The 21,385-nt window shown below is 70.5% G+C and carries 17 protein-coding genes; 8 read left to right on the plus strand and 9 right to left on the minus strand.

The features are described from left to right. The first annotated feature begins 112 nt into the window (after window positions 1-112). Window positions 113-940, plus strand: coding sequence for a hypothetical protein (locus tag RMT89_RS10520; RefSeq protein ID WP_315883542.1), 828 nt, complete (start codon window positions 113-115; stop codon window positions 938-940). Window positions 941-991: 51 nt separating this feature from the next. Here the strand turns inward: RMT89_RS10520 and RMT89_RS10525 are convergent, their stop codons facing one another. From RMT89_RS10525 to RMT89_RS10550, 6 genes are all read right to left on the minus strand, one after another. Further along, window positions 992-1,171, minus strand: a complete 180-nt coding sequence (locus tag RMT89_RS10525) for a DUF6104 family protein (protein ID WP_073491365.1) — start codon at window positions 1,169-1,171, stop codon at window positions 992-994. A gap of 75 nt (window positions 1,172-1,246) precedes the next feature. Then, window positions 1,247-4,993: a multifunctional oxoglutarate decarboxylase/oxoglutarate dehydrogenase thiamine pyrophosphate-binding subunit/dihydrolipoyllysine-residue succinyltransferase subunit gene (locus tag RMT89_RS10530; RefSeq protein WP_315883543.1), complete on the minus strand. Its 3,747-nt coding sequence runs from the start codon at window positions 4,991-4,993 to the stop codon at window positions 1,247-1,249. A gap of 323 nt (window positions 4,994-5,316) precedes the next feature. Continuing rightward, window positions 5,317-6,423 carry an ATP-binding protein gene (locus tag RMT89_RS10535; RefSeq protein WP_315883544.1) on the minus strand — a complete coding sequence of 369 codons (1,107 nt, stop codon included), beginning with the start codon at window positions 6,421-6,423 and terminating at the stop codon, window positions 5,317-5,319. After that, window positions 6,420-7,157: a response regulator transcription factor gene (locus RMT89_RS10540; protein WP_315883545.1), complete on the minus strand. Its 738-nt coding sequence runs from the start codon at window positions 7,155-7,157 to the stop codon at window positions 6,420-6,422. The genes RMT89_RS10535 and RMT89_RS10540 overlap by 4 nt, the downstream gene beginning before the upstream one ends. Window positions 7,158-7,291: 134 nt before the next feature. Further along, complete coding sequence (locus tag RMT89_RS10545) at window positions 7,292-7,969, minus strand: spermidine synthase (protein WP_315883546.1); 678 nt, start codon at window positions 7,967-7,969, stop codon at window positions 7,292-7,294. A gap of 457 nt (window positions 7,970-8,426) precedes the next feature. Continuing rightward, window positions 8,427-9,212, minus strand: coding sequence for a GNAT family N-acetyltransferase (locus tag RMT89_RS10550; protein ID WP_315883547.1), 786 nt, complete (start codon window positions 9,210-9,212; stop codon window positions 8,427-8,429). Between the two features lie 169 nt (window positions 9,213-9,381). Between RMT89_RS10550 and lon the strand changes: the two genes are divergently transcribed. Then, on the plus strand, window positions 9,382-11,805 hold the full coding sequence (lon, locus tag RMT89_RS10555) for an endopeptidase La (protein WP_315883548.1): 2,424 nt from the start codon (window positions 9,382-9,384) through the stop codon (window positions 11,803-11,805). A 130-nt stretch (window positions 11,806-11,935) separates the two neighbouring features. On the opposite strand, the gene RMT89_RS10560 is transcribed toward lon, so the two are convergent. Next, window positions 11,936-12,745, minus strand: a complete 810-nt coding sequence (locus tag RMT89_RS10560; protein WP_315883549.1) for a lysozyme — start codon at window positions 12,743-12,745, stop codon at window positions 11,936-11,938. A 297-nt stretch (window positions 12,746-13,042) separates the two neighbouring features. On the opposite strand from RMT89_RS10560, the gene RMT89_RS10565 reads away from it, so the two are divergent. Beyond that, window positions 13,043-13,555: a MarR family winged helix-turn-helix transcriptional regulator gene (locus RMT89_RS10565; protein ID WP_399497897.1), complete on the plus strand. Its 513-nt coding sequence runs from the start codon at window positions 13,043-13,045 to the stop codon at window positions 13,553-13,555. On the opposite strand, the gene RMT89_RS10570 is transcribed toward RMT89_RS10565, so the two are convergent. Beyond that, entirely contained in the window at window positions 13,518-14,345 is an 828-nt protein-coding gene (locus tag RMT89_RS10570) for a protein phosphatase 2C domain-containing protein (RefSeq protein ID WP_315883550.1), read from the minus strand. The genes RMT89_RS10565 and RMT89_RS10570 overlap by 38 nt on opposite strands. Before the next feature lie 370 nt (window positions 14,346-14,715). Here RMT89_RS10570 and RMT89_RS10575 point away from each other — a divergent pair, with 370 nt between their 5' ends. From RMT89_RS10575 to RMT89_RS10595, 5 genes are read left to right on the plus strand one after another with little or no spacing between them, the layout of a single operon-like run. Then, window positions 14,716-17,541 (plus strand): nitrate- and nitrite sensing domain-containing protein, encoded by a 2,826-nt coding sequence (locus tag RMT89_RS10575; protein ID WP_315883551.1) that lies wholly within the window; start codon window positions 14,716-14,718, stop codon window positions 17,539-17,541. Next, window positions 17,538-18,035: a roadblock/LC7 domain-containing protein gene (locus RMT89_RS10580; protein WP_315883552.1), complete on the plus strand. Its 498-nt coding sequence runs from the start codon at window positions 17,538-17,540 to the stop codon at window positions 18,033-18,035. The genes RMT89_RS10575 and RMT89_RS10580 overlap by 4 nt, the downstream gene beginning before the upstream one ends. Beyond that, window positions 18,032-18,445: a DUF742 domain-containing protein gene (locus RMT89_RS10585; RefSeq protein WP_315883553.1), complete on the plus strand. Its 414-nt coding sequence runs from the start codon at window positions 18,032-18,034 to the stop codon at window positions 18,443-18,445. The genes RMT89_RS10580 and RMT89_RS10585 overlap by 4 nt, the downstream gene beginning before the upstream one ends. Next, window positions 18,426-19,061, plus strand: coding sequence for an ATP/GTP-binding protein (locus tag RMT89_RS10590; RefSeq protein WP_315883554.1), 636 nt, complete (start codon window positions 18,426-18,428; stop codon window positions 19,059-19,061). The genes RMT89_RS10585 and RMT89_RS10590 overlap by 20 nt, the downstream gene beginning before the upstream one ends. Before the next feature lie 15 nt (window positions 19,062-19,076). Further along, window positions 19,077-20,324, plus strand: coding sequence for a styrene monooxygenase/indole monooxygenase family protein (locus RMT89_RS10595; protein WP_315883555.1), 1,248 nt, complete (start codon window positions 19,077-19,079; stop codon window positions 20,322-20,324). Here the strand turns inward: RMT89_RS10595 and RMT89_RS10600 are convergent. Continuing rightward, a complete protein-coding gene (locus tag RMT89_RS10600; protein ID WP_315883556.1) occupies window positions 20,248-21,360 on the minus strand; it encodes an NlpC/P60 family protein in 1,113 nt (370 codons plus the stop codon). The genes RMT89_RS10595 and RMT89_RS10600 overlap by 77 nt on opposite strands. Window positions 21,361-21,385 lie beyond the last annotated feature (25 nt).

Consider the following 21,385-nt stretch of genomic DNA (forward strand, 5'->3'; position numbering starts at 1 on the left):
GTCTCCTGTCATTCACGATATATCGCGCCTGTCGAAAGTCAAGACACCCTTTTGGGGACGATTGCGGCTCTCGAATATGACCAACTACCGCAAATCGTCCTAGCGTGTGACCATGCCGACGGAATCAGCTCGCCCCGCCTCCGGAGCCCTGCTGCTCTGCCGGGCGGAGCCACACTCCGTCGCCCCCGCCGCCCATCTGCTGCGCCAGCGCATGCTGGTCAGCCCCGCGGGCGAGGAGTGGAGCGTGCTCGTGCCCGAGGGCGCGCCCTGGGCGCACGGCGGCGAACCGGTCGACCGCGTGCTCACCGGCTGGGCCACCGCCCTCGCCGTCGGCGCCCCCTGGCCCGTCCTCGCGCTGTGGTGGGACGAGGACCGCGCCGGCTACACCCTCGCGTCGGGCTTCCGCCGCCCCGTGGGCTACGTCTGGCTCACCAACGGCACTCCGGTGGGCGAGGACGAGGCCATGCGCACCTTCGCCGCCCGCCTGGGCCTGGACCCCGTCCTCGACATGGAGTCCCTGGAGCGGCTCACCCGGCCGGACTCCGCCGCCGACGCCCGCGCCCGGCTGCGCGCGCTGCTCGCGGTCCTCACGCGCGCGGGAGTCTCCCTCCCCGCCGGTCTCACCCCCGGCGACCCCGCCGACCGTCTGCACGAAACGGCCCGCTCCCAGCCGGGGACCCGTGCCGTCGAGTGGCCGGGCTGGCGCGAGACGGTCCGCGCCGAGCTCGACGCGGTCGGCGTGGGCCGCCTGGACCCCTGGCTCCCCTGGTCCGGCAGCCCCATGGCCCGCGCGCTCGCCGTCGCCCAGATCGCCACCGGCCTCCCGCTCACGGCTCTTGGCCTACGGCGCCGCAACGGCGGCTGGATCGTGGCGGGGACGCTGCTGCTGGCACACGGCGCGCTGGGCCTGGCGTACGACGTGACAAGGCCGCGCGACTGACGAACGGGGCGCCTCAGGGCGCCCCGCTCCACTCCGCCGTACCGCGAAGGACTACTCGTCGTCCTCGTCGTCCAACCGGGCCAGCCAGGTCGCCAGGCGCTCCACCGGCACCTCGAAGTCCGGGTTCAGGTCGACGAACGTGCGCAGCTGCTCGGCCAGCCACTCGAACGTGACCTCCTCCGCGCCGCGCCGCTTCTCCAGTTCTTCGATGCCTCGGTCGGTGAAGTACATGCCCACCAGGATAAACGGCGGCGGCGCCCCCCCCCCCCGGGGGGGGGGGCCCCCGCCGCCGTGTACGACGGAGACCTACGCCTCGAACACCTCGCGCACGAGCTGCTCCTGCTCGGCCTGGTGGCGCTTGGCCGAACCCACCGCCGGCGACGAGCCGTGCGGGCGGGAGATACGGCGCAGGCGCTCGCCGTGCGGGACGTCCGCGCCGACCGCCAGGTCCAGGTGGTCAATGAGGTTCAGGGCGATGAACGGCCACGCGCCCTGGTTCGCCGGCTCTTCCTGGGCCCACAGGTACTTCTCGGCGTTCGGGTACTTGGCGATCTCGGCCTGGAGCTCGGCACCCGGCAGCGGGTACAGGCGCTCGATGCGGATGATCGCGGTGTCCGTCACGCCGCGCTTCTGACGCTCGGCTTCGAGGTCGTAGTAGACCTTGCCTGCGCAGAAGACGACCTTCTTGACCGCCGCCGGGTCCACCGACGCGTCGCCGATGACCGGGCGGAACTGGCCCGTGGTGAACTCGTCCGCCTTCGACGCCGCGGCCTTCAGACGCAGCATCGACTTCGGGGTGAAGACGACCAGCGGCTTGTGGTGCGGGTTGTGCACCTGCCAGCGCAGGAGGTGGAAGTAGTTCGACGGGGACGTGGGCATGGCCACCGTCATGTTGTTCTGGGCGCAGAGCTGGAGGAAGCGCTCCGGGCGGGCCGAGGAGTGGTCCGGGCCCTGGCCCTCGTAGCCGTGCGGGAGGAGCAGGGTGACGCCGGAGGTCTGGCCCCACTTCTGCTCCGCCGACGAGATGAACTCGTCCACGACCGTCTGCGCGCCGTTGACGAAGTCGCCGAACTGCGCCTCCCACATCACGAGGGACTCGGGGCGGGCCAGCGAGTAGCCGTACTCGAAGCCCATCGCCGCGTACTCGGACAGCAGGGAGTTGTAGACGTTCAGCCGCGCCTGGTCCTCGGAGAGGTACATCAGCGGCGTGAACTCGTCGCCCGTCTCACGGTCGATGATCACCGCGTGGCGCTGGCCGAAGGTGCCGCGCTGGGAGTCCTGGCCCGCCAGACGGACCGGGACGCCCTCCAGGAGCAGCGAGCCGACCGCGAGGGTCTCGCCCATGCCCCAGTCGATGGTGCCGTCCTCGACCATCGACGCCCGGCGCTGCAGCTGCGGCAGCAGACGCGGGTGGACGGTGATGGTGTCGGGGATGTTGACCTGGGACTCGGCGATCCGCTTGACGACCTCGGCGGTGACCGCGGTGTTCACCGCGACCGGGAACTCGGCCTGCGGGTCCGACGGCTCGGCCGTGGCCGGCTGCGCGGTGGCCTCACGGACCTCCGTGAAGACCTTCTCCAGCTGGCCCTGGTAGTCCTGGAGTGCCTGCTCGGCCTCTTCCAGGGTGATGTCGCCGCGACCGATCAGCGACTCGGTGTAGAGCTTGCGCACCGAGCGCTTCTTGTCGATCAGGTCGTACATCAGCGGCTGGGTGAAGGCCGGGTTGTCCGACTCGTTGTGACCGCGGCGGCGGTAGCAGATGAGGTCGATCACGACGTCCTTGTTGAACGCCTGGCGGAACTCGAAGGCCAGACGGGCAACCCGGACGACGGCCTCGGGGTCGTCGCCGTTCACGTGGAAGATCGGGGCCTCGATCATGCGCGCCACGTCGGTGGCGTACATCGAGGAGCGCGACGACTCGGGAGCCGCCGTGAAGCCGACCTGGTTGTTGATGACGATGTGGACCGTGCCGCCGGTGCGGTAGCCGCGCAGCTGCGACATGTTCAGGGTCTCGGCCACCACGCCCTGGCCCGCGAAGGCCGCGTCGCCGTGCAGGGCCACCGGCAGGACGGTGAAGTCCGTGCCGCCCTTGTTGATGATGTCCTGCTTGGCGCGCGCGACGCCCTCCAGGACCGGGTCCACCGCCTCCAGGTGCGAGGGGTTCGCGACCAGGGAGACCTTGATCTGCTCGCCGTCCAGGCCCGTGAAGGTGCCCTCGGCGCCCAGGTGGTACTTCACGTCGCCGGAGCCGTGCATCGACTTCGGGTCGAGGTTGCCCTCGAACTCGCGGAAGATCTGGGCGTACGACTTGCCGACGATGTTCGCCAGGACGTTCAGCCGGCCGCGGTGGGCCATGCCGATGACGACCTCGTCCAGACGCGACTCCGCCGCGCTGTCGATGACCGCGTCCAGCAGCGGGATGACCGACTCGCCGCCCTCCAGCGAGAAGCGCTTCTGGCCGACGTACTTCGTCTGCAGGAAGGTCTCGAAGGCCTCCGCGGCGTTCAGCCGGCGCAGGATGCGCAGCTGCTCCTCGCGCTCCGGCTTGGTGTGCGCGCGCTCGATGCGGTCCTGGATCCACTTGCGCTGCTTGGGGTCCTGGATGTGCATGAACTCGACGCCGGTGGTGCGGCAGTACGAGTCGCGCAGCACGCCGAGGATGTCGCGCAGCTTCATCAGGGACTTGCCCGCGAAACCGCCGACCGCGAACTCGCGCTCCAGGTCCCACAGGGTGAGGCCGTGCTCGGTGATGTCCAGGTCGGGGTGCTTGCGCTGGCGGTACTCCAGCGGGTCGGTGTCGGCCATGACATGGCCGCGGACCCGGTAGGAGTGGATCAGCTCGAAGACCCGGGCGGCCTTGGTGACGTCGTCGTCGTGGCTGGCGTCGATGTCCTTGAGCCAGCGGACCGGCTCGTACGGGATCCGCAGCGCCTCGAAGATGTCGTCGTAGAAGCCGTTCTCGCCGAGGAGGAGGTTCGCGACCTGGCGCAGGAACTCGCCGGAGGCGGCGCCCTGGATGACCCGGTGGTCGTAGGTCGACGTGAGCGTCATGACCTTCGAGATGCCGAGCTTGTTCAGGGTGTCCTGGGAGGTGCCCTGGAACTCCGCCGGGTAGTCCATGGAGCCGACGCCCATGATGACCGACTGGCCGGGCATCAGACGCGGGACCGAGTGGACGGTGCCGAGGCCGCCGGGGTTGGTCAGGGAGACCGTGACGCCGGTGAAGTCGTCCATCGTCAGCTTGCCGTCGCGGGCGCGGCGGACGATGTCCTCGTAGGCCTGCCAGAACTCGAAGAAGTTCAGCGTCTCGGCCTTCTTGATGGCGGCCACGACGAGCTGGCGGTCGCCGTTGGGCTTCACCAGGTCGATGGCCAGGCCGAGGTTGACGTGCGCCGGCTTGATCAGCGTCGGCTTGCCGTCCTTCTCGCCGAACGCGTAGTTCATCGCCGGCATGGCCTTGATGGCCTGCACCATCGCGTAGCCGATCAGGTGCGTGAAGGAGATCTTCCCGCCCCGGGCGCGCTTGAGGTGGTTGTTGATGACGATGCGGTTGTCGAACAGCAGCTTCACCGGGACCGCGCGCACGGACGTGGCCGTCGGCAGCTCCAGCGAGGCGTTCATGTTCTTCGCGACCGCGGCGGCGGGGCCGCGCAGCGGCACCAGCTCGGGGCCGTCGGCGGCCGGGGCCGCCGCGGGCGCCGCCTTCGCGGCCGGCTTGGCGGCGGTGGCCTTCGCGGCGGCCGGGGCCGGAGCGGGCGCGGCGGGCGCCGGAGCGGCAGCGGCCGGCTTCGGGGCCGCGGGAGCCGGGGCGGGAGCCGCCGGAGCCGGGGCCGGAGCGGCGGGAGCCGGCGGGGCCGAGGCGGCGGCCGCGCCCGGCTTGTAGTCGGCGAAGAAGTCCCACCAGGCTCGGTCCACCGAATTGGGGTCCTGGAGGTACTGCTGATAGATCTCGTCGACGAGCCACTCGTTCGGACCGAACGCGGCCGCGGGGTTCTTCCCCGCTTGGTCGGTGTCGGTCGAGATGCTCGAGTTACTGGGGGACTGTGGCGACACGGCGGCAACCGCCCTCTTCCGCTTCACAAGGTGATGGACAGCGGGAATAAAGGCTACGCCTCCATGACCGGGAAGGTCAGGCCGGGCCCGTTCATCGTCGCGTAAGTCACATCGGAGAGCGTGTTTCGGGCTTGGAAATGGCGGGAAACAAGCGAGGTTCCGGTTGCTCAGGGATGCCCCGACGCATGCGTCGGCTCCACTGGAGCGGCTGGCGCCGCGCGCCATTTGGGCCTGACGCGCTGAAAGCGCGGGCCCCTGCCTGATCACACGTGTCCGTCTGGCCGGACGCCCGTGGATCTTGTGGCTCCGGTTCGAACCCTACGTCAACTCGGCACGGATGGCAGGCCCGGAAGAGTGACAAGAATCCGGCAACCCCGCTCGGATTCGGCCACTCCGATCCGGCCGCCGTGCAGATCCACCGCCCAGCGGGCGATGGCCAGGCCCAGACCCGTACCGCCGTCGCTGCCCGGACCGTGCGGCGCGGACACGGCACCGCGGTTGAACCGCTCGAAGACCCGGTGCCACTCCGACTTCGGGATCCCGGGTCCCTCGTCCAGCACCTCCAGCTCCAGCGACTCGGGCCAGTCCCCGCGGCGGGCCTTCACCGTCACGCGCCCGTGCGCCGGGCTGTGCTTGACCGCGTTGTCGATGAGATTCGCCACGACCTGGTGGATGCGCTCGGGGTCCGCGTGCGCGGTCAGCTCCGGCGGTGAGACGTCGAGGTGCAGATGGACGTCCGTACGCGTGTGGCCGCCCGAGCCCGAGGCGATGCCCGCGCGCGTGGAGGCGACCATGTTGGCCTCCTTCAGCACCCCGGACAGATAGGGCCACACCTCGAAACGACGCTTCTTCAGCGGGACGACGCCGTTGTCCAGGCGGGACAGGTCCATCAGCGTCTCGACCAGGCGGCCGAGGCGCTCCGTCTGTTTCAGCGCGGTGCGCATGGTCTCCGGGTCGGCCTCGGTGACCCCGTCGACGATGTTCTCCAGCACCGCGCGCAAGCCCGCGATGGGCGTGCGCAACTCGTGCGAGACGTTCGCGACCAGCTCCTTGCGCTGCTGGTCCTGGGCCTCCAGCTCGTCGGCCATGACATTGATCGTCTCGGCCAGGTCGCCGAGCTCGTCCCTGCGGTTCTCCCGCACCCGGCGCGAGTAGTCGCCGTGCGAGATCGAGCGGGCGACCGCGTTCATCTCGTCCAGCGGCGCGGTGAGCGAATGCGCCACGAACTGCGTGATCAGCAGGGTGGCGATCATCGAGAAGACCGTGATGAAGCGCAGCTCCGTCTTGGTCTGCACCGCGATCATCGACAGACCGGTGGTGATCAGCACCGAGATGACGACCAGCGCACCCAGCTTGGTCTTGATCGAGAACGGACGTACGCCGCCCCAGGGCTCCCCGGGGCCTCTCCGCGCGGCCGGCCCGTCGCTCATGGCGTCGGGGTCTCCAGGGCGTAGCCCACGCCGTGCACGGTACGGATGCGTTCGGCACCGATCTTCCGGCGCAGCGCCTTGATGTGGCTGTCGACGGTCCGGGTGCCGGAGGCGTCCGCCCAGTCCCACACCTCCGCGAGCAGCTGCTCACGGGAGAGCACCGCGCGCGGGGTGTTCGCCAGACACACCAGGAGGTCGAACTCGGTGGGCGTCAGATGCACGTCCTCCGAGCGCACCCGCACCCTGCGCTGCGCGTGGTCGATCTCCAGCTCGCCGAGGCGCAGGATGCCGCTGCGGGGTGTGGAGGCCGCGATGGCGGCCCGCTCCACCCGGCGCAGCAGCACATGCACGCGTGCGGCCAGCTCCCGCATCGAGAACGGCTTGGTCATGTAGTCGTCGGCGCCGACGCCGAGCCCGACCAGCATGTCGGTCTCGTCGTCCCGCGCGGTGAGCATCAGCACCGGTACCGGGCGCTGCGCCTGTACGCGACGGCAGACCTCCAAGCCGTCGAAGCCCGGCAGCATGATGTCGAGGATCAGCAGGTCGGGCTGCCAGGCCTCCGCCGTGTCGACGGCCGCGGGCCCGTCGCCCGCGGTCTGCACGAGGAATCCCTCGGCGCGCAGGCGGGCCGCGATGGCGTCCACGATGGTCGGATCGTCCTCGACCACCAGCACCCGGCGCTGTGCGCCAGGCGTCGCCTGCGTGCCGTTGTGGGAGGTGTGTGTCTGCTCCATCGCCCGCCCCTGAAGTTGCTTTCCGGAATCCGTGGGGTGATCCGTTTGTCTGGCACATGCCTGCGCATGCTTGCGATTGACGCTTGAATGATCCGCGCCAGGGAAGCAGCGTACGGGGAGTCACCGCAGCTCGGCTATCCAGGTCCGACGGCGAGGTGCACGACGTCGGGAACGCCCCGGGCAACGGGGATCTCTTCGGTACGCACCTGATTGAACCCGGCATTCCGCAAGGTTTCTTCGAATTCCGGAGAGGGCTGCGCGGACCATACGGCCAGTACCCCACCGGGGCTCAACACCCTTGCGCAGCTTGCCAGTCCGGCCGTCGAGTACAGGCTGTCGTTGCCCTCGGTGACGGTCCAGTCGGGGCCGTTGTCGATGTCGAGACACAGCGCGTCGAACGTGGCGGATGTCTCATTGACGTATTCGATCAGATCCGTTTCGACGATCTGGGTGCGGGGGTCGGAGAAGGCCTGTTCGGTGAGGTCCGAGAGCGGTCCGGTGCGGTGCCAGTCGATGATGGCCCGCTCCCGTTCGACGACCGAGATCCGTCCCCAGCGCGGATCGGCGGCGGCGTGTGCGAGCGAGAACCCCACGCCCAGGCCCGCGATCAGCACACTCGGCGCGGGCCTGCCGTCCAGCGCGTCCCGCGCCGCGTCGACGAGCAGCCGCTCGGAGCGCCCGTCGGAGGTGTCCATGAGAAAACACCCGTTGGCGATGATCTGCAGCAGCTCACCGTGGCGCCGCAACACGACCTCGCCGTACGGGCCTTCGCGACGGTCCAGGACTTCGGGGATGTCGTACGAAGTGGCCATCCGCTCATTTTGGCAGGTCGGGCGCGCGCACCTCGGTGGGTCCGCGGGACGGGGGCGGGCAGAATCCCCGGCGTACGGGGGAGGGTTCGTGGATGCTTTCGTGTGCCCCGGGTGCGAGACCGCGCTGACGGCGCCGATGTCCCGGCTCGCGCTTCCCGTCCACGCCCCTCACGCGTACGGGCACGAACTGCTTCCTCCGCTGATGGCCCGGGGGACGTACGCCGTGGACCCGGTACACCCTGTCCTTCGGAGCGCCGGGACGGATCGTCGTCGCGCCGGGCGAATCCCGCGGCATGGTTCTGATCCCCGAGCGGTGCGAGGGGTACCGGTCATCCGTTTCCCCAAGTCCCCGTAAAACCGCGCAAGTCACCCACAGGCTGTGATCGAGCTTGCAGTGTGCGGCGCGTTCCTGTGAACCGTGTTGCGGGAGGACCACGGGAACCTTGCGATCGGCGGATCAAGGATTCCAGACGTACGGCGTGGTCGTCGTCACCGCCTCGAAGCCCAGGCGGCGCAGGATGGGTGCGCTGTCGTCGGAGGCGTCGACGTGCAGATAGGTGACCCCGCGTCCGACCGCGAGCGCGGCACGGGTGGCGACCAGGGCGCGGTAGATCCCGCGGCCCCGCCACTCGGCCAGCGTCGACCCGCCCCACAGGCTCGCGAACTCGGTGCCCGCGCGGTGGACGAGCCAGGCCGCGGAGACGACCTCCCCCTCCGCCTCCGCGACATACACGGCGATCTCGTCCGGCGCGGCGGCGACCCGGCCGGTCAGATCCTCGGCGAGCCAGCCCCGGTCCTGGCCCCACACCACCGACTCCATGGCGGCGATCCGGCGCATGTCCGGGTCCGCCGTGACCCGGCGCAGCGTCACACCCGGCGGCAGGGCGGGCTCGCGTACGGCCATCTCGGCGGCGCGTCCGATCAGCACCGTCTCCTGGTCCTCGGGCGTGAAGCCCGCCGCGCGCAGCCGGTCGGTGAGGTCGGCCGGGTCGTCGTGCGACCGCGTCTTCCACTCCACCGCCTCACCGCGCGCCGCGAAGAAGTCGCGCTGCCGGGCGATGAGCCGGTCGAGGTCGGCGCCGTGCACGCCGAGGGAGCGTGGGCCACTGACGAAGCCCCGGAATCCGCCGACCACCCGCAGCAACGGGCCGTCCTGTTCGTACGTGACCCCAGCGGGCGGGTTCGGGGGCGCGCCGCGCATCTGGTCGTCGTAGGCGGCGAGAAGGATCTCTGTGTCGGTCACGGGAAGACGGTCGGGGAATGCGGTGGGCACGGCAAGTGGTTTTCGGAGAAGCCGCAGGTCGCTGGGTGCAGTTCGGCTGATCGCTCAGGGCGAACGAAGACCGGGGAACATTCAAGAACTCCCAAGCATTGAGTCGGCATAGCTCAACTTGACTGCCGAAGGGGAGATCATGGGTTCGACGTCCACACCGCTCACCCTGCCTGTGCTGCCGCTCGACGACGAGGTCGTGCTGCCCGGAATGGTGGTCCCGCTGGATCTGAACGACGCCGATGTACGCGCCGCCGTGGAGGCGGCCCAGGCCGCCGCCCGGTCCCAGCCGGGAAAGCCACGGGTCCTGCTGGTTCCGCGCATCGACGGCACGTACGCGAGCACCGGTGTGCTCGGCACGGTCGAGCAGGTCGGCCGGCTCGCCGACGGTGACCCGGGCGCCCTGATCCGCGGCCGTGACCGCGTGAAGATCGGCGCCGGGACGACCGGTCCTGGCGCGGCCCTGTGGGTCGAGGGGACCCGGATCGACGAAAGCGCGCCCGACCCGCTGCCGGGGCAGGTCGCGGATCTGGTGAAGGAGTACAAGGCGCTCGCCACCGCCTGGCTGCGCAAGCGCGGCGCCTGGCAGGTCGTGGACCGGGTCCAGGCCATCGACGACATCTCCGCGCTCGCCGACAACTCCGGGTACTCGCCCTTCCTCACCACCGAACAGAAGGTCGAGCTGCTGGAGACCGCCGACCCGGTCGCCCGGCTCCGGCTCGCCACCCAGCAACTGCGCGACCACCTCGCCGAGCAGGACGTCGCCGAGACCATCGCCAAGGACGTCCAGGAGGGCGTCGACAAGCAGCAGCGCGAGTTCCTGCTGCGCCGCCAGCTGGAGGCCGTGCGCAAGGAGCTGCGCGAGCTGAACGGCGAGATCGGCAAAGATCCTGCCGAGGAGTCCGACGACTACCGCGCCCGCGTCGAGGCCGCCGACCTGCCGGAGAAGGTCCGCGAGGCCGCCCTCAAGGAGGTCGACAAGCTGGAGCGGTCCAGCGACCAGTCGCCCGAGGGCTCCTGGATCCGGACCTGGCTGGACACCGTCCTCGAACTGCCGTGGAACGAGCGCACCGAGGACGCCTACGACATCGAGGGCGCGAAGTCCGTCCTGGACGCCGAGCACGCCGGACTCGATGACGTGAAGGAGCGGATCACCGAGTACCTGGCGGTGCGCAAGCGCCGTAGCGACCGGGGCCTCGGGGTCGTCGGCGGCCGGCGCGGCGGTGCCGTACTGGCTCTCGTCGGCCCGCCTGGCGTCGGCAAGACCTCGCTCGGTGAGTCGGTCGCCCACGCGATGGGGCGCAAGTTCGTCCGCGTCGCTCTCGGCGGCGTCCGCGACGAGGCGGAGATCCGCGGTCACCGGCGTACGTACGTCGGCGCGCTGCCCGGCCGGATCGTTCGGGCCATCAAGGAGGCCGGGTCGATGAACCCGGTGGTCCTGCTCGACGAGATCGACAAGGTGGGCTCGGACTTCCGAGGCGACCCGGCCGCGGCGCTGCTGGAGGTCCTGGACCCGGCGCAGAACCACACGTTCCGCGACCACTACCTTGAGGTCGAACTCGACCTCAGCGACGTCGTGTTCCTCGCGACCGCCAACGTCCTGGAGGCCATCCCGGAGGCCCTGCTCGACCGTATGGAGCTGGTCCGCCTCGACGGCTACACCGAGGACGAGAAGGTCGTCATCGCCCGCGACCACCTGCTTGTGCGCCAGCTGGAGCGGGCGGGTCTGAACAAGGACGAGGTGACACTGGACGAGAGCGCGCTGCGCAAGCTCGCCGGTGAGTACACGCGCGAGGCGGGCGTCCGCAACCTGGAGCGCTCGATCGCACGACTGCTCCGCAAGGTCGCGGCCCAGCACGAACTGGGCGAGCGGGAGCTGCCGTTCACCGTGACGGACGGCGACCTGCGCGCCCTGATCGGCCGCCCGCACCACGTGCCCGAGTCGGCCCAGGACCCGGCGGAGCGCCGTACGGCGGTCCCGGGTGTGGCGACGGGTCTCGCGGTGACCGGCGCCGGCGGGGACGTGCTGTTCGTGGAGGCGTCCCTGGCCGACCCGGAGACGGGTGCGGCGGGCCTGACCCTGACCGGGCAGCTCGGTGACGTGATGAAGGAGAGCGCCCAGATCGCGCTGAGCTTCCTGCGCAGCCGAGGCGCCGAACTGGAGCTGCCGGTCGGCGATCTGAAGGACCGGGGTGTGCACATCCACTTCCCGGCGGGCGCGGTGCCGAAGGACGGACCGAGCGCGGGCATCACGATGACGACGGCACTCGCCTCCCTGCTGTCGGGCCGCCTCGTCCGCACGGACGTGGCGATGACGGGCGAGGTCTCCCTGACGGGCCGGGTCCTGCCGATCGGCGGAGTGAAGCAGAAGCTGCTGGCCGCGCACCGGGCGGGCGTCACGACAGTGATCATCCCGAAGCGCAACGAGCCGGACCTGGACGACGTTCCCGCCGAGGTCCTGGAGAGGCTCGACGTCCACGCCGTGACGGACGTGCGCCAGGTCCTGGACCTGGCCCTGTCCCCGGCCACGGCCGAGGCGCGACCGGAGGTTCCGGTGGCGGCGTGACGGACGCCGCCGGATGAAGGCGAAGGCCCGGGTCCCGTGAGAGCTTCCGTTCTAGTGGTCGTCGCAACACCCCAGTTCAGGGGATGCGATGGACTTCAAGATCCGGGAGGTCCGGGCCTTCGTCGTGCGCTCAGCCGTAGGCCAGGGCCTGCACCTGGTCCAGGGCCCCATTGAACTTGTTGTGGTCACCGACCGTTGGGCCGGTCGAGGTGTACTGCCACATTGTCTGGTACGCCCAGCCCGCCGGCAGTGTCCCCACCGTCGACGCGTACCGCGCGATCCACAGCGGGTTGTCGGCGCCGAAGCCGGAGTAGTTCCCCGTGCACTGGGTCCACCAGCTCGTCGCCGTGTAGATGACCGCGTCCCGGCCCGTGCGCGCCTTGTACTGGTTCAGGAAGTCGCGGATCCAGGTGACCATCGCGCTCTGGGACTTGCCGTAGCAGGCCGCGCCGTACGGGTTCCACTCGATGTCGAGGGCGCCGGGCAGGGTCCTGCCGTCGCGGGACCAGCCGCCTCCGTGGTCCACGAAGTAGTTGGCCTGGGTGGCGCCGGACGTGGTGTCCGGGGTGGCGAAGTGGTAGGCACCGCGGATCATGCCGACGTTGTAGGAGCCGTTGTGCTGCTGGGCGAAGTACGGGTTCGTGTAGTACGTGCCTTCCGTGGCCTTCACATAGGCCCACTTCACGCCGCTGTTCCAGAGGGTCGTCCAGGCCACGTTGCCCTGGTGGGAGGAGACGTCCACGCCCTCCGTCTGGGTGGCGCGGGTGTCGCGGGGCAGTCCGTGGACGCCGTCGTGGGCCGCGACGCCCATGCCCATGTAGGCGGAGCCCCGGGCCGGGGTGTCGGCCGCCGAGGTGGGCGTGGTGAAGGTGAGGGACAGAGCGGTGAGCAGGAGTGCCGTGAGGCAGAGGCGGAGCAGTCCGGGTCTGTGCACACGCATAGCGTGCCTCCGAAGGCTCGGTGGCGCTCGGTGGGGAGACCTGTGACGCGGGGCATGCGACGCCTGGAACGGGGGGTGGGCGGGTCGTCGTTGGCCCGCTGTTGGTCCGCCGTCCGACAATGCTGGCGTGGGCATGCCAGTCCAGTGCCTGGGGACGACGCTACGGACGGGGACCGGTGGGTGGAAGAGGGTCTGGAGGCTGCCGTTGGTCTACGCCTGCGAAATACTGACGGAGCTGCGGCGATGACGGCATGTGACGGAAACTTTCAGAACTGGGAAACCGAGGCAGGGGCTGACGTGCGCGAAGACGGAAACGGCGACGGGCGTCGAGTCGGATCCGGGGTGTCCGCGGGGCTGCCCCGGCGCGATGTGGAGCAGCCCGAGTTCCTGTCCCTGGAGCGGGAGTTGACCGTACTGCTGCGGCGGGCGCGGGCCAGTCAGGGCGAGATGGCCCGTGAGGTCCACCCGGATCTGGAGTCCGCCGCCTACGGGCTGCTGATCCGCCTCGACGAGTGCGGAGAGCAGCGGGCGACCGAGCTCGCCGCCTACATCGGCGTCGGCAAGGCCACCATGTCCCGTCAGCTGCGCGCCCTGGAGGACCTCGGCCTGGTCGCCCGCGAACCCGACCCCGCCGACGGACGGGCCTGGCTGGTCCACCTCACCGAGGAGGGCCGCGGCCGGGTGAGCAAGGTGCGCGAGGCCCGGCGCGCGCGGTACGCCCGCCGCCTCTCCGGCTGGGACCCTCGTGAGGTCTCCGAACTGGCCCGGCTGCTCAACCAGTTGAACCAGGAGATGGAGGGGCAGGGCTGACAGCCGGCAACTCCACAAACACCACCGTCGCGTCGTCGTGCGTCTTGCCCCACCGCAGGAACGTCCGGTCGTTGTCCGCGAGTTCCAGCGCCCGCACCCGGTCGACCAGCGCCTGAGCGCCTTCCTTCCGTACGACGCCGAAGAGGTCCGCCCAGTCCCCGGCGCCGAACTTCTCCACCCAGCGCGTCGCACCGTCCGTGAGGGCGGCCAGGGCGCGGACACCGGAGCGGGGCAGGGTTCCGGTCACCGCCCTGGCCGCCACCGAGGGATCGGCGGCGGCCGTGAAGAAGCCGCCCTCCCTGTTACGGAGGCTGCCGTCGACCATCGCGTCCGTGGCCAGGGCGGACCGGGGAAGACGGGAGAGACGGTCGTCGAGGTACGGCGTGACCGTGCCGTCCGGCGACTCCACCAGCAGGGCCGAGTCCGAGAGGATCAGGTACTCGACGGTCTCGGGTGACCAGCGGACCGTGACCACCGTTGCCTGTGGTGTGCGTGGGTGAGAAAGGTCACAGGTTTCCCGGTGGGCGTCGGCGGTATGCGCGAGAGCGAGCGACAGGGCGTCGGCGAGGGGGACATCCGGGAGTGAAACGGTCAGTTCGGTCAGCGCCCCACCGAGGTGCGCGGTGAACCAGGGGACGGAATGCAGACAGCCCGTCCCGTCCTTCGGCGGGGTCACCCCGTCGAGGACCACCACCGCGCCGCCCTGTCCGGAGGCGGGCAGTCCGACGCTTGCGAAGTCCTCGTTGGGGCGGGCGGGATCGCCGGGCTCCGAAACAAGTTCAGTACGCATCAGGCCAGTCTGCACGAGCCCTTCACAAGGTTCGCCAAAGGCTGGCAACGGTTGCGCAATTGGCGCACTCGCGCAGGTCAGACGCCTGGTTTGGGGTGGAATGACGCGCTCCACGCAGACGTGGCGGCGAATACTGCCACCGCCCGCGGCGGACGTCCAACCGGCCCGCCGGGAACGGCCGTCGCAAGCGCCACGGGAACTTGCCCGCCAACTCCCCTCCGGGGTTCACTCCTTCGGGTGGCGGGTCAGGTGATGCGAGAGAACCGCCCACCGGCACTGGGAGGGTCGGGAAGCGTACCGGGCGTATGCGCCAGCTGACGGAGCGTCACCCGGGCCCATGGGTATCACGAGTTCAGGAATGCGAGCACCGGTGCAGATGACGCGGCCTCGTCGCTCAGGCAAGCAGAAGGCCTCCGCAGGGGGCCCGGAGCACACGCCCGGCACCACGGCAGGGACCGGCACCACCACGGCCGGCAGGGGCCGGCCCACCCATGTACGCAACCGGCTCTTCATCGCCGTGGCCGTGGTCGCCGCCGCCATCGCCGCGGCCGGCGCCCCCTCCGTCGTCACCGCCTCCGCGCAGGTGCACGACACCCAGAAGCTGGTGACCCTCTCCGAGCAGACCGAGGACGCTCTCGCCCTCGCCCACTCACTGGCCGACGAACGCGACGAGGTCATCTCCTACATCGCCGCCGGCCGCCCCAAGTCCAAGGCGCCCTCGGAGCAGCGCAGCGCCCGCGTCGACCGACTGGTCGAGGAGCTGCGCGCGAACTACGACACCCCCGCCTCCCTGCGCGCGGACCTGGACGACATCGCCGCCCTGCGCAGAGCGGCGCTCACCGGCAAGAGCACCGCTCTCGAAACGCACAAGGCGTACTCCGCCTCCCTCACCGAACTGCACCGGCTCGCCGAGCAGCTGGCCGAGGCCATGCCGCCCCGCGCGGGCTCCGGCGCCTTCGCCCTCGCCGAGCTCGACACCGCCGTACAACAGGCCGCCTCCACCCGGGGCCTGCTCCTCGCGGCGCTCAACGTCCCCCGGACCACGCAGACCGTCATCGACCCCGTTACCGGTCTGCCGAGCACGGTCACCTCCGCCTCCGAGGCCGACGCCAAGCAGCGCGACGCGCTCACCGCCGCCGCCCAGGAGGCCCGGCTGCGCTCCGACGCGGCCCTCGCCGACTTCCGCGAGACCGCGCCGAAGGAGGCGGTGACCTCCTACGACTCCACGGTCACCGGACCCGAGGCGGAGACCGCCGAGAAGTACCTCGCCTCTCTCACAGACCAGCCCACCCTCTCCGACGCCGAACTCGCCACCGGCGTGAAGAAGCTGGACGAGGCGCTCTCCGCCCGCGTCGACATGATGCGCGGCGCCGAGTCCGCCCTCCACGACCGCCGCACCAAGGACCTCGCCGTCCTGCGCGACGACGACGTCACCGAGCTGGAGATCCGCATCGCGATCCTCGGCGTGCTGGTGCTGCTCGCGATCGGCGTCGCCACGGGGATGGCCCGGGGCCTCACCCGCCCGCTCGCGGTCGTGCGCCTCGGCTCGGCGCGGCTGGCGGCGGCCGAGGACCCGGCGTCCGAGGAACCGGTCAAGTTCACGGGCCGCAAGGACGAGTTCGCGAAGGTCGTCGACTCGGTCAACACCCTGCACGCGCAGGCCGTCGCCCTCCACGAGCGCGTCGCGACACTGGAGTCCGACCGCAAGCACCTGGTGGGCCAGCGCCAGAAGATGGCCGACGCCCGCGAGGAGCTGCGCGCCGAACTGGCCGATTCCGCAGCGCAGTTGGACCGCCTGCGCACGAGCATCGGCTCCACCTTCGTCAACCTGGCCCTGCGGACGCTGGGCCTGGTGGAACGCCAACTGGCGGTGATCGAGGGACTGGAGGAACGCGAACAGGACCCCGACCGCCTCGCCACCCTCTTCAAGCTCGACCACTTCGCCACGGTGATGCGCCGCCACAGCGAGAACCTCCTCGTCCTGGCCGGCACGGAACACGTCCAGCACAGCGCGGGCCCGGTCCCGCTGGTCGACGTGGTCCGGGCGGCGGTCAGCGAGATCGAGCGCTACGAGCGAGTCCGCATCGCGGCCCTGCCTCCCCACGCGCACATCGCGGGCTTCGCGGCGGACGACCTCTCGCACCTGCTCGCCGAACTGATGGAGAACGCCACGGCGTTCTCCCCGCCGGACATGCCCGTCGAGGTCTCCGGCTGGCTCCTGGAGAACGGCGAGGTGATGCTCTCCGTCCAGGACGAGGGCATCGGCATGACGGACGACCGCATGACCCGCCTCAACTCCCGCCTGTCCGGCTTCGACCCCGAGGCCTCCTACGACCAGGAAGGCGAGGAGGGCCTGGGCCTCGGCCTCTATGTGGTGGCCCGCCTGGCCCACCGCCACGGAGTCCGCGTCCAGCTCCGCGAACAGAAGCAGGGCGGAGTGGCCGCGGTGGCGGTCCTCCCGAACGCCCTCCTGGCCTCCCCGGAGCCGACGGCCGTCCCCACCTCCACGGCCCCGGCTCCCGGCGCCGCCCACACCTTCACGCTCCCCGGCGCGGACGCGGAGGCCAACTCCAACGTCCTGCACGGCGGCAGGGGCGACCGCCTGGTGGAACTGGCGGAGAGGGCCGTACGGCGGTCGGAGGAGCCGGAGGAGGCACCGACGGAGACGCGTCCGAGGCCGGAGGAGGCCCCGACGGAGACGCGTCCGAGGCCGGAGGAGGCCCCGACGGAGACGCGTCCGAGGCCGGAGGAGGCATCCGCGGAGACCCGTCCGAGGCCGGCGGAAACTCCGGCCGAGACGACGATGGAGCTCCTGGCGCCCATCCAGCCGGAGCCCGACCCCGAGGCCGCCGACGGCGAGGAGCCCCCACAGGGGCCACCGGCACCCGACGACGAAAGCAGCACGGGTGGTACGGGTGGGACAGAATCCGTCGAAGGCGAAGCCGAGACGGACCCGACACACGATCGCGCCGAAGAGGACCAGCTCACAGACAAGGGCCTCCCCAAGCGCACCCCGAAGATCAGCACACCCACCTCGGCGCCACGCCAGCGAACGGGCACCGTTGACGCCGAGGCCCTCCGCCGGAGGCTGGGTGGCTTCCGCCGGGGGGCGGAGGCCGGCTACCGCGACGTACAAGCCGAGATCGCAGAATCCGAAGAAGCCACGGGGGGCACAGTCGAGGAGGCAAGCAGTTGACCGCGCCCAGTACCTTCGGACTGAGCAGTGAAGCCCGCAACCTGCACTGGCTACTGACCAACCTGGTCGAGGAGGTGCCGGGCATCGAGTCGGTCGCAGTCGTCTCTTCCGACGGTCTGCTCCTGCTCTCCTCCGACCCGGACAGAAACGAGCAGGCCAAGGCGAAGCGCACCCGCACCGGCCCGCGAGGCTCCTCCGCCGACCTCGCCACCATCGTCTCCGGCATCGGCAGCCTCACCATCGGCGCCGCCCGCCTGATGGAGTCCGGCGGGGTGAAGCACACCATGGTGGCGATGGACGAGGGCAGCCTGTTCGTGATGTCGATCAGCGACGGCTCCCTGCTCGGCGTGCACGGCTCCGCCGAATGCGACATGAGCGTGGTGGCGTACCACATGGCCCTGTTCGTCGGCCGCGCAGGACACGTCCTGACGCCCGAACTCCGCAGCGAGCTACGAAAATCCCTGGAAGCCGAATCGACGGGGAGTGCCCGATGAGCAGCAGCACGCCGAAGAAGCTCCCCGTCCGCGGCGGCGACCGCAAGCCCGCCCGGGTACGCCCCTACTCGCTCACCGGCGGCCGTACCCGCTTCGGACACGTCCTCCTGGTGGAGACGTTCGTGGCGGCCCTGGAGGCCCCCGAGGAGCGCAAGGAGCTGACGAATGGTTCCCTCAACACCCGGGTGATGCCCGAGATGCGGGCCATCGTCGAACTGTGCCGCCGAATGCGCACGGTGGCCGAGATCGCCGCGCTGCTGAAGATGCCGCTCGGCGTGGTCCGCGTCCTCCTGAGCGATCTCGCGGACCAGGGAAAGATCCGTGTGTACGGCACCGGAACCGGCCACGGCACGGGCCGTCCGGACCGGGCGCTGCTGGAAAGGGTGCTGAGTGGACTCCGTCGTCTCTGACGCCGTCGGCGTCTCCCCCCTCGTCGAGCCCGACGAGACCATGCGGCCCTGGCAGACGGACCGCACCCGCGCCCCCATCGCCACGAAGATAGTCGTGGCGGGCGGGTTCGGCGTCGGCAAGACCACACTGGTCACCGCCGTCTCGGAGATCACGCCGCTGCAGACCGAGGCGCTGATGACCGAGGCGAGCGAGGAGACCGACGACCTCACCGCCACGCCCGAGAAGCTGACCACCACCGTGGCCATGGACTTCGGCCGCCTCACGCTCGACGACGACCTGGTGCTCTACCTGTTCGGCACGCCGGGCCAGCAGCGGTTCTGGTTCATGTGGGACGACCTGGTGCGCGGCGCGATCGGCGCGGTCGTGATGGCCGACACCCGGCGCCTGAAGGACTGCTTCCCGGCGCTGGACTACTTCGAGAGCTGCGGGCTGCCGTACGTCGTCGCGGTCAACCACTTCGACGGCAGCGAGCGGTTCGAACCGGAGGATGTGCGGGAGGCGCTCACGATCCCCGCGCACATACCTGTCATGATCATGGACGCGCGCCGCCGGATCTCGGTCATCGAGACCCTCCTGGCCCTCGTCGGCCACGCGCTCGACGAAACACCCGAGTAGGAGAACAGCACCCGCATGCGGAAGATACTCGTCGTCGGGGCCGGCCAGTCCGGCCTCCAGCTCGCCCTCGGACTCCAGTCGAACGGGTACGAGGTCACCCTCATGTCCAACCGGACCGCGGACGAGATCCGCACCGGACGGGTCATGTCGACGCAGTGCATGTTCCACACGGCCCTGCAGCACGAGCGCGATCTCCAGCTGAACTTCTGGGAGTCCCAGGCCCCGAAGACCGAAGGACTCGGCGTCTCGGTGGCGGCACCGGGCTCGTGGGCCGAGGGCCCGGCGGCCCGCGCGATCGACTGGGTGGGCCGGCTCGACGGGTACGCGCAGTCCGTGGACCAGCGCGTGAAGATGGCCGGCTGGATGGAGACCTTCGCCCAGCGCGGCGGCCAGCTGGTCATCCACGGGGCGGCCGTCGGCGACCTCGACTACTTCTCCCGTACGTACGACCTGGTGCTGGTGTCGGCGGGCAAGGGCGAGCTGGTGTCGATGTTCGCCCGGGACCCGGAGCGCTCCCCGTACAGCGAGCCGCAGCGCGCCCTCGCGGTGGCCTACGTCCACGGCCTCGGCCCGCGGCCCGAGCACCCCGAGTTCGACGCGGTCCGCTGCAACCTCGTCCCCGGCGTCGGCGAGCTGTTCGTCATGCCGACGCTCACCACCTCCGGCCGCGCCGACATCCTGTTCTGGGAGGGCATACCCGGCGGCCCGCTGGACGTCTTCAACGGCGTCAAGGACCCGGCGGAACACCTCTCCCTGACCCTGGAACTCATGGAGAAGTTCACGCCGTGGGAGTACGCCCGGGCGACGAAGGCCGAACTGACGGATGCCGGTGGCACGCTGGCCGGTCGCTACGCGCCCACGGTCCGCAACCCGATCGGCCGGCTTCCGGGCGGCGGCCTGGTCCTGGGCGTCGCCGACGTGGTCGTAGCGAACGACCCGATCACCGGCCAGGGCTCCAATTCCGCGTCCAAGTGCGCGGCCGCGTACCTCGCCTCCATCCTGGAGCACGGGGACAAGCCGTTCGACGAGGAGTGGATGCAGGCGACGTTCGACCGCTACTGGGCGACCGCGCAGCACGTCACCAAGTGGACGAACGCGATGCTGGCCCCGCCGCCGGAGCACATCCTCAACCTCATCGGCGCGGCCGGCCAGTTGCAGCCGGCGGCGGACCGTTTCGCCAACGCGTTCAACGACCCGGCGGACTTTGAGAACTTCTTCTACGATCCGGAGAAGACCGAGGCGTATCTGGCGTCGCTGGCCTAGCGAGCGGCTCGTCCGGACGTACGGCTCCCAGGATCGGGTTGGCCGCCAACGGCGACACCTTGATCTTCTCGCCCGTCCTGGGGGCCTCGATCACCTTGCCCTCGCCCAGGTACATGGCCACGTGGGTGGCGTCCCGGTGGTAGATGACCAGGTCACCGGGGCGCAGCTGCTTCAGCGCGACCCTCGGGAGCTGTGCCCACTGCTCCTGGCTGGTGCGGGGGATGGGGGTACCGGCGTGGTCCCAGGCCTGAGAGGTGAGGCCTGAGCAGTCGTACGTCTCCGGGCCCTCCGCGCCCCACTCGTACGGCTTTCCCAGCTGCCGCATGGCGTAGCGCACCGCCCGCTCGCCCGCGCCGGACGGCTTCCGCTCGCTGCTCAGCGCCCCGGATGTGACGAGTTCCTTCTGGGCCTTGCTGATGCCCTTCTTCTCCAACTCGGCGATCTGCACGAGCTGTTCGGGACGGAGCGAGACGAGCATCTCCTCGACGTCCCTGAGCCGCCCCTGCACCTCGTCCCGGTCCTTCTTCTGCCGCTCGGCGAGGGCGAGCTGCTTGTCGAGCGCCGTGCGGGCCCTGCGCGCGAGCCCGCCGGCCTTCCGCTCGCTGCCCGTCAGCCGCCCCACCGTCTCGGCCCGCTCCCGCGCCAACTGCCCGATCACATGCCCCTGATCGAGCGCGCGCTGCGGATCGCGGGCAAGGAGCAGCCGTACGTACGAGGAGATCTCGGTGCTGCTCTGGTACTGCTGCCGGGCAAGGCGCCCCGCCGCGCCCCGGCTGTCGTGCAGCGAGAGGCGGACCCGGGCGAGTTCGCCGTCCAGGCGCCTGACCTCGGCGCGCTGCCTCTTCAGCTTCTCCTCGGTGGCGTTGTAGGTCTCGGTGGCCCGCTCCGCCTCCCGGTACAGCCGCTGAAGATCCGTCAGAAGCCGGGAGACGGACTGCTCGCCGGGCTCAGGGACGGCCGCGGCCGGGACCGGTGCGAGGACGGTGCAGGCTGCCGTCGCCGCCGTACACACCAGACGCAGAAGCCTTCCTGACACGTCATCACCTCCGGTGCGGAGCAGC

The organism is Streptomyces sp. P17 (assembly GCF_032436805.1).
Classification (GTDB): Bacteria; Actinomycetota; Actinomycetes; order Streptomycetales; family Streptomycetaceae; genus Streptomyces.

Excerpts from the sequence above, each read along its gene's own strand:
- RMT89_RS10585 (WP_315883553.1), top strand. The coding sequence starts at position 18,032 with ATGAGCAGCAGCACGCCGAAGAAGCTCCCCGTCCGCGGCGGCGACCGC.
- lon (WP_315883548.1), top strand. The coding sequence starts at position 9,382 with ATGGGTTCGACGTCCACACCGCTCACCCTGCCTGTGCTGCCGCTCGAC.
- RMT89_RS10520 (WP_315883542.1), top strand. The coding sequence starts at position 113 with ATGCCGACGGAATCAGCTCGCCCCGCCTCCGGAGCCCTGCTGCTCTGC.
- RMT89_RS10560 (WP_315883549.1), bottom strand. The coding sequence starts at position 12,745 with ATGCGTGTGCACAGACCCGGACTGCTCCGCCTCTGCCTCACGGCACTC.
- RMT89_RS10540 (WP_315883545.1), bottom strand. The coding sequence starts at position 7,157 with ATGGAGCAGACACACACCTCCCACAACGGCACGCAGGCGACGCCTGGC.
- RMT89_RS10595 (WP_315883555.1), top strand. The coding sequence starts at position 19,077 with ATGCGGAAGATACTCGTCGTCGGGGCCGGCCAGTCCGGCCTCCAGCTC.
- RMT89_RS10545 (WP_315883546.1), bottom strand. The coding sequence starts at position 7,969 with ATGGCCACTTCGTACGACATCCCCGAAGTCCTGGACCGTCGCGAAGGC.
- RMT89_RS10525 (WP_073491365.1), bottom strand. The coding sequence starts at position 1,171 with ATGTACTTCACCGACCGAGGCATCGAAGAACTGGAGAAGCGGCGCGGC.
- RMT89_RS10570 (WP_315883550.1), bottom strand. The coding sequence starts at position 14,345 with ATGCGTACTGAACTTGTTTCGGAGCCCGGCGATCCCGCCCGCCCCAAC.
- RMT89_RS10535 (WP_315883544.1), bottom strand. The coding sequence starts at position 6,423 with ATGAGCGACGGGCCGGCCGCGCGGAGAGGCCCCGGGGAGCCCTGGGGC.